Source organism: Paratractidigestivibacter sp. (assembly GCF_052362415.1).
In the GTDB taxonomy this organism is placed as follows: Bacteria; Actinomycetota; Coriobacteriia; order Coriobacteriales; family Atopobiaceae; genus Paratractidigestivibacter.
Genome location: NZ_DAWEMK010000005.1, coordinates 10,603 through 20,145, shown reverse-complemented (window position 1 = coordinate 20,145; position 9,543 = coordinate 10,603). Strand labels below are relative to the sequence as shown.

General features: G+C 61.7%; 10 protein-coding genes. 1 reads left to right on the top strand and 9 read right to left on the bottom strand.

Features of this window, described 5'->3' with window-relative positions; genetic code table 11:
• Positions 1–25: 25 nt before the first annotated feature.
• The 6 genes from ACT84W_RS01175 to ACT84W_RS01150 all read right to left on the bottom strand — a co-directional run bounded on the left by ACT84W_RS01175 (position 26) and on the right by ACT84W_RS01150 (position 5,480).
• On the bottom strand, positions 26–838 hold the full coding sequence (locus tag ACT84W_RS01175) for a hypothetical protein (RefSeq protein ID WP_444327928.1): 813 nt from the start codon (positions 836–838) through the stop codon (positions 26–28).
• A gap of 50 nt (positions 839–888) precedes the next feature.
• Positions 889–1,611: a hypothetical protein gene (locus tag ACT84W_RS01170; RefSeq protein ID WP_432290683.1), complete on the bottom strand. Its 723-nt coding sequence runs from the start codon at positions 1,609–1,611 to the stop codon at positions 889–891.
• Positions 1,608–2,438, bottom strand: a complete 831-nt coding sequence (locus ACT84W_RS01165; protein ID WP_444327927.1) for a hypothetical protein — start codon at positions 2,436–2,438, stop codon at positions 1,608–1,610. Before ACT84W_RS01165 ends, ACT84W_RS01170 begins: the two co-directional genes overlap by 4 nt.
• A 10-nt stretch (positions 2,439–2,448) precedes the next feature.
• Positions 2,449–3,033, bottom strand: a complete 585-nt coding sequence (locus ACT84W_RS01160; protein WP_444327926.1) for a hypothetical protein — start codon at positions 3,031–3,033, stop codon at positions 2,449–2,451.
• Positions 3,030–3,677: an ATP-binding cassette domain-containing protein gene (locus tag ACT84W_RS01155; protein WP_444327925.1), complete on the bottom strand. Its 648-nt coding sequence runs from the start codon at positions 3,675–3,677 to the stop codon at positions 3,030–3,032. The genes ACT84W_RS01160 and ACT84W_RS01155 overlap by 4 nt, the downstream gene beginning before the upstream one ends.
• Positions 3,678–3,770: 93 nt before the next feature.
• Positions 3,771–5,480, bottom strand: a complete 1,710-nt coding sequence (locus tag ACT84W_RS01150; protein ID WP_444327924.1) for a LuxR C-terminal-related transcriptional regulator — start codon at positions 5,478–5,480, stop codon at positions 3,771–3,773.
• A 214-nt stretch (positions 5,481–5,694) separates the two neighbouring features.
• Here ACT84W_RS01150 and ACT84W_RS01145 point away from each other — a divergent pair, with 214 nt between their 5' ends.
• Entirely contained in the window at positions 5,695–6,912 is a 1,218-nt protein-coding gene (locus ACT84W_RS01145; RefSeq protein WP_444327923.1) for a hypothetical protein, read from the top strand.
• A gap of 300 nt (positions 6,913–7,212) precedes the next feature.
• On the opposite strand, the gene ACT84W_RS01140 is transcribed toward ACT84W_RS01145, so the two are convergent.
• From ACT84W_RS01140 to ACT84W_RS01130, 3 genes are all read right to left on the bottom strand, one after another.
• Positions 7,213–7,671 carry a heat shock protein transcriptional repressor HspR gene (locus ACT84W_RS01140; RefSeq protein ID WP_444327922.1) on the bottom strand — a complete coding sequence of 153 codons (459 nt, stop codon included), beginning with the start codon at positions 7,669–7,671 and terminating at the stop codon, positions 7,213–7,215.
• Complete coding sequence (locus tag ACT84W_RS01135) at positions 7,661–8,602, bottom strand: DnaJ C-terminal domain-containing protein (protein ID WP_444327921.1); 942 nt, start codon at positions 8,600–8,602, stop codon at positions 7,661–7,663. The genes ACT84W_RS01140 and ACT84W_RS01135 overlap by 11 nt, the downstream gene beginning before the upstream one ends.
• Positions 8,603–8,665: 63 nt before the next feature.
• A complete protein-coding gene (locus tag ACT84W_RS01130) occupies positions 8,666–9,436 on the bottom strand; it encodes a nucleotide exchange factor GrpE (protein WP_432290692.1) in 771 nt (256 codons plus the stop codon).
• Positions 9,437–9,543 lie beyond the last annotated feature (107 nt).

Genomic DNA, 9,543 nt, shown 5'->3' with positions numbered 1-9,543 from the left:
ACTTGCCAGGGTAAGGATATGTACACTATTTGCGCGCGACGGCGTTTGGAAAGAAGGACCATCGCATCGGCACTCGGTCCGCCAACCTTGCATGCGGCGCAATCGCATAGGCGGCCGTGCCAAACAGCACGGCCAAACAGACCGTCAGTCCAATGCCCCAAAACGACCCCTCAAGCCACACACCCCACGCAACGCTCGGAAGACTCGCTAGCAGGTATAGCGGGTTGACGAAATCGAGCGTACCCCCGAGCGCCCGAACAATCTCGTAGACGAACGAGTACTCCCCTTGGGCAACCGTCAGGCCAAACAGCAACTCGATGAGCAGCGGGGCGACCGAAGACCCGAGCAACCACCTAAGAAAAACAAACGAAGCGGCGCCAAACAGGCATATGGCAAGAAGTGCCGCGCAGCACAGCACCAGAACCAAACCGAGGCTCGGTTCTGCTCCCAAGACATGTCCTGTCTTATACGCAAAATAGGAACTTCTTCCCGAAAACGAGAGCAACGCAAGATCCGATGCCCCCACCCCAATCAGAGCAGAGACGCAAATCAACGCGAATTCGGCGAGCCCTACCCCTAAAGCAACCCGGGCTGCCTCCCGCAGTTCCTCCGCACAAAGCCGATGCCAGCTTCCCGAAAGAACAAGATACTGAGCGCTGCGCTCGCGCTCCCAAAGCAGCGAAAGCATCGAGCATTCGATCCCGACGGCCAAAAACCACGAGCACGAGATCGGTCCCTCCCCGCTAATCGACTGAATGATCAAATCAGCAAAGCACGGAGTCACCCCTTTTTGAAGAGCGTCCAGAGTAAAGCTCAGCTGCACGAAACGGATAGCCACAAAGCACGCAGCCACAGCGAACGGAGCTACCAACGCTACTTGCTTTCTTCTCATCGCGTGACCACCAGCCAATCACGTTGCCAAGAAACGAATGCTCCGACAAGAATCAATAAAAGCGAAAGTGCCGCAGATGTCGCTGTCGCTGCAAGTGCGGCGGCGCTACCCTGCCAGATCCACGGGCTTCTTTCCAGCATCATCCAGGACGGCGGGAGCGCCGCCCAAGGACCAATAAACGCGAGGGTCGAGTAAATAAACGCCGCGCAAAAACCGATGATTGGCCCGGCAAAAAGGGACGCCACCGCCTGAGCAAGGAGCAAAGCGAGCAATGAGGCAAGCTCAAGCGCAATGATTTCCGGCGCTCCTTCCCCGATCCGTACGCCGAGGCCTAGAGCGGCCACAAAGCATGCAGTCAGCGCGCAAAGGATCCATGCAGCTGCAATCGCCATCATAACGATGCATATCCCTAGCCACGCTTTTACCGATGACCCGATTCGTAGAGTCACTTGAGCACCCCAACGGCCACGGCTCAGCGCCATCACCGCGGCGCATGCGGCCTGCGCACCTGCAACCATGAGCAGCCAATCCAGAGGGACCAGGACCCTGCCGCCAACAGGATAGGCAACCCCCGCAAAGAAAGAGCAGAGCACACCGTCGGTTTCGGCCGCACCATATACCCCAGGACCCTGCCCGTAGGACAGAAACGCTCGAAGCGCAAAAAAGACTGTCACTCCAAGCACAAGCCCTGCATAAGCTGCGTTTCTGCCGATTTTCATATGACTTCGAACTCCTCGATGCGCCTATAAAGAAGGGCCGCCGAGGCCACCGCGAGGAAACAGATTTCGGCCAAGACCCACATCGGCTCGATTCCGAGTACCGGTTGACTTGGCATGATCACCCTGCTCGGTGCATAACCGCCAAGCCCAAGGCAAAACAACGCAAAATAAAGAAGCTCATCGGCAATCAGCGGAAGCGCGGCCACAAGCCCTGTGTTGCGAAGCGGTATAGCCAAGAGCATCGCGAGTACGCTGAACAGGCCCATTATCACGGCGGAGATCAACAGATACAGCCCCACATAGAGAATCGGCCAGCCATAGAACAGCTCTGAGAACGCCGATCGCGCGAACACGGCATACATCCCCGCGGCTGGATCGGGAGACAAGATAGGAACGCACAGCGCGCTCAGCCAGAAGTTGACCACCTGTGGCACAACCACAACAGTGGCGGCAGCAAGGAAACACGCAGCGGATTTGGCCCGCAGATACGATTTGGCGTCGCATCTTTGCACGAGCACCCCCGCAAACCCGCCATGAAGATCTGACCCCAAGCTCCACGCATAGGGAAGACAGCAAAACAGCGGTGCAAGCACGTAAAAAAGCTCCGAGAACACCGAGCCGAGCGTCCCGCCCATCCAGGTCCCGTAGAGCGAAGGAGGCGTCACTCCATACAAACCCGAGCGCCACCGGGCCCATATTTCGCCGAAGCCGTACGCCAGCGGCCCCGTGATCAGCTGCAGTAACGACGGTGCAAGCGCCACCGCCATGGCAAGGCAAAATCGGCGAGAACAAAACGCGCGCCTGAGCTCATAAAGATAAATGCCCATATTGCCCTCTCTAACCCAACGAAGGCAGCGCCCCCGCGGCCGGCCTGCCGAGCTCGACGGCTTTGCGCGTCGGCCAAAGCGAGCATACAAGCTCATACTCATGGCTCGTCGGCGAGGCCCAAACGGCATCGCTGCACGTCTCGGGTGAAAGAAGAAACACAAAGTCGAACTCGCTTTTGCCCGGCAAATCGCCCGTCTGATAATACAAAGAGGCGCTGATCTGCTGGTCGGGAGCCCATGCGCACGGCCCCGTCATCAATCGCAGCAAGGCAACAAGCGATGCCAAGGCGGCAGCTTCCCTCCTGAGCGTTACAAGAAGAGCCGGGCACGACCTTTCGGGAGTCGTTGTCAGAGCCCAGGACTGAAGCCGCTGCACCTGCCCCTCGTCAAGAAAAGCGACGGATGTCACTGCGATATGTTGCTCCCCTTGCTCCGTGCCCCAGTTCATCTCGACCGGCACTTCTTGGCCCATGGAGAAGGTGCGGTCGCTATGGGGATACATGCCGTCCAGAGCTTCGATACGCGCAATAGACGCAAGCGCAAGCGCAGCCAGCATCAATATGCCTGCAAGAAGGCGCGCATTCCTGCCCTTCATTTTGACTCCTCCTCGGAGTCCGACGGGCGCAGCCTTCCCTCCGCCATCAGAAACGTCTGATCAAACAGCCCTTCTATCTCGCCCGAATCATGACACGCGACGACCACCAAAGCGCCTCGGGCCCGCGCATTTTGCAAGAGCCCAGCCACGAGGGCGACGCCTTCGGGATCGAGAGCGTTTACCGGCTCGTCCAGCAGAATCAGCCCTGGGCTCTCCATGAGCGCAGCAGCGATTCCCAGGCGCTGCCTCATGCCCAAAGAGCAAGCTCTTACAGGCCGTCCGTCGCCCGGATCGAGGCCGACGGACGCCAGGGCTTCGTCAACCTTGTTTTCGCCGATTTTGTTGTTGATTCTTGCCAAGCCCATGAGATTCTCTCTGCAGGTATATCCCGGAAGAAACTCAGGGCTCTCAATGAGCACGCCGGTACTCTGCGGGAACCGGCCACGAGGTAGGGGCTCGCCGTCTATGAGCAATTGTCCCGACGTCGGCCGGATCAAGCCGCACATAGCCCTCAGCAACATGGTTTTGCCCGAGCCGTTCTTGCCCTTGAGTCCGTAAATCCGCCCGTCCTCGAACCTCACGTTGATATGATCGAGCACCGGAACCCGCGCAATGGTTTTGCAGTAATCGACCATCTCGACCATAGGCCACCGCCTCTGTTGAGCCTGTTTGCGCCCGGCGGCATGCCCGGGCGAATTGGCTGCATCAAACCACACGGAGGGCGGCTGCGTCGCGTATTATTCGGAATGCGATTTCTTATACAGCTCTCTACCTCGCACTTTGTTAAAGAGCTCTCTTAGGTCATCCCTTCCGCTTACGCCTAATTGGCTATATGCCTTTGTCCGGTACGAGTTGACCGTACCGGGCGAGATCATCAATTCTTGGCATATTTCCCTGCTGGAGCAGCCATCCGCGCACAGCACCGCCACGCGCGCCTGGAGCTCATTCAGACCCCTGGACTCCAGATACGTTCGAAGGAACGCTGCGTCCATCTGTCCAATCTCGCAAGAAGCCCGACGACTACCAATTGCCGCCACAAGCCGAGCCGCCGTCACAAGAGCCAGCCCCAAGCAAGCCGCCCAAAGCTGCCCTTCGGCAAGATCGAATTTCCAGGACACCTGAACAAGCCAAGGAACAAGGGCCGCTCCTTCGCCGCGTGCGCCAATCAGCTCGCCCCTCGCAACGACCTGAGAAGCGATATTGCCGACAAAACACGCAAATGCCAGCTTCGCTAAGCGCCTGTTGCCGGTAGGCATTGCGAGAAAGACGAGCAACATCAGCGCAAGCGATACGAAATCGCAGCAGGCCCCGTGAGCCTTGCCCGTTAAGGAGTCAGCCGCCACAACGGCTATCGACCACGCCATCATGAGGCGCAGCGCCTTCAGCGAAGCCCACCCCGGACCTAAGCCGTAGAGCAGAATAAGAAAGCCAGGAACGCACAGCAAGAGCCGGCGCAGCGGCTCCGACAGACCCTTGTCCGACCCGGTATTCACAGAATCGCGGGAATCGAGATCCTCTATACCATCAATGCCCAGCCGCTGAAACGCACGGCGCTTGTGCTCACCGACCGCACCCGGCGTTATCCCCAATTCCGCAGCGATCTCACCGGCAGTCTTCCCTTTGGTCAGAGCAGAGAGCACTTCTTGCTGGCGAGGGCTTAATTCGGAGAATCGCCGCCCGTCGCACGCTCCCCCAGTCCACCGAGCATCTCTTTTGACCCCGTTTGCAACAACGAGCACGGCAGCTGCAAGCACTATCGCCGTGACAAGCCGGAGCATCGGCATTCGATCCCCAGCGTCAATCTGCAAAAACGTATCGAACCGCAGCGCAACCGCAAGCGCGAGGCACGTACAGCCGTCAAGAAGCCCACAAAAGCTCCCACGCAGCTCCCCCTCGAACGTAAAGGCAACCATCACCGTCAGGAAGCAGGCACAAAGCAGGCAGACAAGCCAGCCGGACGCAATATCAACAAGGAGCAGAGAGCCCTCGAGCAAGAGGCCCAGGCAAAATCCTACTCGGTCAAACTCGGGCTCCGGCTTTCGGACAAGACGGCAGATCGTGCCCATTACCACCAGCTCAACGCATTGCAAACCTGAGCTCGCGAAGAACAACCCATCGAAGCCTCGCACAAAAATCCCCGACAATAGTCCGGAGAGCGGGGTCATGTAGACGAGCAATTCAAGCAGGACGCAAAACAGGACTACGAAAATCAGCGCGCTTTCCGCCCTTTTGTGACCCAGGGCTCTCTTGATGACGGGGTAGCCTGAATTCTTGCCGATTAAAAGGACGATCAAGGAGGCTACGATGGCCGCCCTGTAGTCATAGCAGGGCACATAGCCCACCACATTCGCCCATCGCAGCTCACACAGGAAAACCGGTCGTGGAAGGAAAACGACGAGCAATAAAAACAGTTCAGCGTAGCGTGAGCAATCGTTCCGGACTCTCACTGGCAAGACCCCCAAATTGATGCGTCATCCCCCTAGGGGTGACATCGCAGCATGATTCCGTATTATCAGCCAAACAGGAGACAGCAAATCAACGAAAACGAGATTTGTTAGTGTACATTTCCCAAGCGGCGAGTACTTCTTACCAGGCGTTTCTTCTTGCTATGGTTAGGATATGCACACTATTCGCGCGTACCAGCATTTGGAAAGAAGGACCATGCAACTTGCGCTTTCGGGATTGACTGCGCTGCGCGTTTGGCGCGCCATCCGCGCGGGAAAGCTGCCCGGGGTGCGCGTCGGTGCCCGCATCGACCTGCCGGCCCCCGACCCCGCGCCCGCAAACCGCTGGACGCAAAAGGCCTTTGACCTCGTGTTTCTTGGTATCAACGAGCCGCTCGACCAGAAGCATCCCCTGCACATCGCCGTCCCCGACGCCAAACTGCGGATCCGGACCCGCGGTACGGCGTGCTCCGTCTTTACCCGGATCCCGACGGGCTCGTTCGTCGACGTCGGGCACGGCGTGGCAATCGCCTGCCCCGAGCTCGTCTTTGCCGAGATGAGCGCCGCAATGAACCGACCCGTCCAGCTCTTGCTGGGCTACGAGCTTTGCGGCGGCTACTCTCGCGACGACGCCGACCCGCGCGAAGGCGAGGTGACCTACTCCGTCGACCCCCTCACGACCCCTGAGGCGATCGGCGCGTACCTCGAGGGCTGCCGCCACATGCCCCGGATTTGGCAATCGCGCGAGGTCCTTCCCTACCTGATGGGCAACGCCTGGTCGCCCATCGAGGCGATAATCGCGCAGATGATCGTGCTCGATCCCTGCGAGTCGGGTTACGGGCTCGGCGAGATCGAGCTCAACCACCGCGTCGGCGCCGCAAAGAAGGGCTCTCGCGTGCCGGACATCCTCTTTGCGGGAACCCATGTGGGCCTCAACTACGACGGCGGGGGCCACTTCGGGCTGGACGACGTCATCGCGGCAGCGGGAACGGACCGCGAGAAGGAGGTCGTCGCCAAAGCGCGCTCAAAAATCGTGGACGACAAGCGCCGCGACCGTGAGCTTCTGGTCGCGGGCTACTCGGTGATGGCGGTAACCAGCGAGGACCTCTACGAGCCCGGCGGTCTCGACGCCGTGATGGCGCAGGTGATCGAACTGATCGAGCGCGAGACCGGGCGCGAGCTTACAGAACAGCGTGACTTCCTCAACGATGAGCGAATGGCGTCCAGGCGCCAGCGGTTTCTTTGGTCGCTCCTCCCCGGCAAGAGGGGCCTGAGGATCCTGCAGCAAAACGCGGCGACCAAACGCGCCATCGAGGACTATCTCCGCACGGTGAGGGAAGCCGATAAGGCGTTCAGGCTGTTTGAGTCCAACGGCCCCAAGCTCGGCACATGGCTCTACATTCCGCTTAACGAGCAAACGGGAAGGTTCACGTAGCCGCGACGACACTTCCCGTGGGCTCGACGCGCTGGCGAAAGCGCGAGCATTGGCGGGTGGCAGGCGTTGGCGAGCTGTAGGCATTGGCGCGCGACGGGCATTGGCGGGCACAGGTGACCGATTAAAACGGGGAGAGGGCAGAAATCGCGCTTCTTGCCAGGCGCCAGTGTACATAAAACAACCCCGGCCCCAAGAAATCCCAGGATTCTCAAGGGCCGGGGTTATATCTTGCACACTAATGCATCCATCGAGCACCGGCAGCAGGAACGCACGACGCGCGCCGTGCGCCAAGCCGGCCGCTTACTCCCCGTCCGCGGCGTCCTGCGGCGAGGTGTCCGTCTCGCCGCCGGGCAGGCCATTGCCGAGGAGCTTGCGCATCATCTGCTCGGGATTGCCCTCGTAGCGCGCGATCGCCGTGATGCGCTCCTGGACGCGGTACTCGTGGAGCTCCTCCTCCATAGCGCGCATCTGGTCGCGCATGGACTCGAGCTCGTCCTTGAGCTGCAGGGTCTGCTCACGCATGTCGAGGATACGGACGACGCCGGCCAGGTTGATGCCCTCGTCGGTGAGCTTGGAGATGAGGTTCAGCCGGTCGATGTCGGCCTGGCTGTACAGGCGGGTGTTGCCGCGCGAGCGGCCGGGGTTCACGAGGCCCTTCTGCTCGTAGACGCGCAGCGTCTGCGGGTGCATGCCCGTGAGCTCGGCCGCGACGCTGATCATGTAGAGGGGCTTGTTGCGCCCTTCGTCGTTACGCGCCATAGCGCTCGACCTCCTCGCGGTAGTCGCGCTCGTCGGCGGCCTTTAAGGCCTCCAGCGCGTCACGCTCCTTCTTTGAGAGCATGGTCGGGACCTTGACCTGCACCGTCACGTAGAGGGCGCCCTTCGAGCCCTTGCGCTTGACGTCGGGGGCGCCGAGGTCCTTGAAGCGGAAGGTCTTGCCGGTCTGGATACCGGCCGGGATCTTCAGCCTGACCTCCTTGCCCTCGGGCGTGGGGACGTCGACCGTGGTGCCGAGCGCCGCCTCGTACATCGACAGCGGCAGCTCCATGCGCACGTCGGCGCCGTCGCGCTTGAAGAGCGGGTGCTCCGCGACGTGCGTGGTGATGACGAGGTCGCCGCGTGCGCCGCCGTTGGCGCCCGACTCGCCGCGGCCGCGGTAGCGCAGCTTGCCGCCGTCCACCGCACCGGCGGGGATCTTCACGGTGAGGGTCTCCTCGAGGCCCGTCGAGGGCACCCGGTAGGTCACCTTACGCGTCGCGCCGCTGAAGGCCTCCTCGGCCGTCACGTCGATGGACATGGTGAGGTCGGAGCCCTTCTGGGGCCCGCGGGCACGGCCGGGGCCGCCCGCCCCGCCGAAGATCGACGAGAAGTCGAAGCCCCCGAAGCCGTCGCCGCCCATGCCGCCAAAGATGTCCTGCCAGTTGCCGCCGACGTTGGTGGTGTAGCCGCCGCCGCCGCCGGGGCGCCCGGCGCCGGGGATGCCGCCGAACATCAGGAGCTGGTCGTATTCCTTGCGCTTCTGTTTATCGGAAAGCGTGGTGTACGCCTCGCTGATCTCCTTGAACTTCGCCTCGTCGCCGCCCGCGTCGGGGTGGTACTTGGCGGCCAGCTTGCGGAAGGCCTTCTTTATGTCGTCATCGGTGGCGTCGCGCTTGACGCCGAGGATGTCATAGTAGTTTCGCTCTGCCATTGTGCACGAGCCCCCTTTCGAAAAAAGCGCGCCCGAGCTCGTGCCCGGGCGCCTGTGAGTCGTTTACTTCTTGGCGCCGTCGTCGCCGGCCGCGTCGTCCTCGGGCTCAGGCTCGGGAGCCGGGCGCTTGGGGCCGCCGTAGGTCACCGTGACCATCGCGGTGCGGATGACCTTGTCGCCCATCTTGTAGCCCTTCTGGTACACGTCGCGGACCGTCTCGTCGTAGGCGTCCTTGTCCTCGACACGGCCCACGGCCTGGTGGGCCAGCGGCTCGAACGGCTCGCCAGCGGGGTCGATGACCTCGACGCCCTCCTTGGCGAGAACCCCGACCATCTTTGTGTGGACGGCGTCGATGCCGTCGACGAACTGCTTGAGCTGGTCGTCGCCCTCGACGGAGCCGGAGTGCTCGATGGCGCGCTCCATGTCGTCGATGACGGGAAGAAGCGCGAGCACGAGCTTCTCGGCGGCACGCTCCTTCTCGGCGAGGCGCTCGCTCGCGGTGCGGCGACGGTAGTTGTCCCAGTCCGCTTGCAGGCGCACGAGACGGTCGGTCGCATCGGCAGCCTGCTTCTTTGCGGCGGCGATGTCGTCGTCGACGGCGGCGAGCTTCTTTGCGAGCTCGTCGCGCTCCTCGCGGAGCTTGCCGGCGTCGGAGGCGAGCTCCTTCTCGGCAGCCTCCTCGCCGCGGCGGATTGCCTCCGCCACGCGCGCGGCCTCCTCGTCCGGGTCGAGCTCGGGCTCGGCGGCGTCGGCGGCAGCGGTCTCGGTATCGTTCACGGGCTCGGCCTGGGCGGCCTCGTCCTTGGTCTCGTCACTCTGAATGGGCACCTTCACGTCACCCTCCTAGTTTCCTCAGAAGGGAGGCGGCCGGCTGGGGCCGCCTCCCGAATCAGTCGATTACCTGCGGCGCGCTCCCGGCTTTGCGCCGGCGCGCCGCGAGC

Bases quoted from the DNA above. Each gene is read 5' to 3' on its own strand.
- ACT84W_RS01170 (WP_432290683.1), bottom strand. From the start codon at position 1,611: ATGAAAATCGGCAGAAACGCAGCTTATGCAGGGCTTGTGCTTGGAGTG.
- ACT84W_RS01165 (WP_444327927.1), bottom strand. From the start codon at position 2,438: ATGGGCATTTATCTTTATGAGCTCAGGCGCGCGTTTTGTTCTCGCCGA.
- ACT84W_RS01160 (WP_444327926.1), bottom strand. From the start codon at position 3,033: ATGAAGGGCAGGAATGCGCGCCTTCTTGCAGGCATATTGATGCTGGCT.
- ACT84W_RS01155 (WP_444327925.1), bottom strand. From the start codon at position 3,677: ATGGTCGAGATGGTCGATTACTGCAAAACCATTGCGCGGGTTCCGGTG.
- ACT84W_RS01145 (WP_444327923.1), top strand. From the start codon at position 5,695: ATGCAACTTGCGCTTTCGGGATTGACTGCGCTGCGCGTTTGGCGCGCC.
- ACT84W_RS01140 (WP_444327922.1), bottom strand. From the start codon at position 7,671: ATGGCGCGTAACGACGAAGGGCGCAACAAGCCCCTCTACATGATCAGC.
- ACT84W_RS01135 (WP_444327921.1), bottom strand. From the start codon at position 8,602: ATGGCAGAGCGAAACTACTATGACATCCTCGGCGTCAAGCGCGACGCC.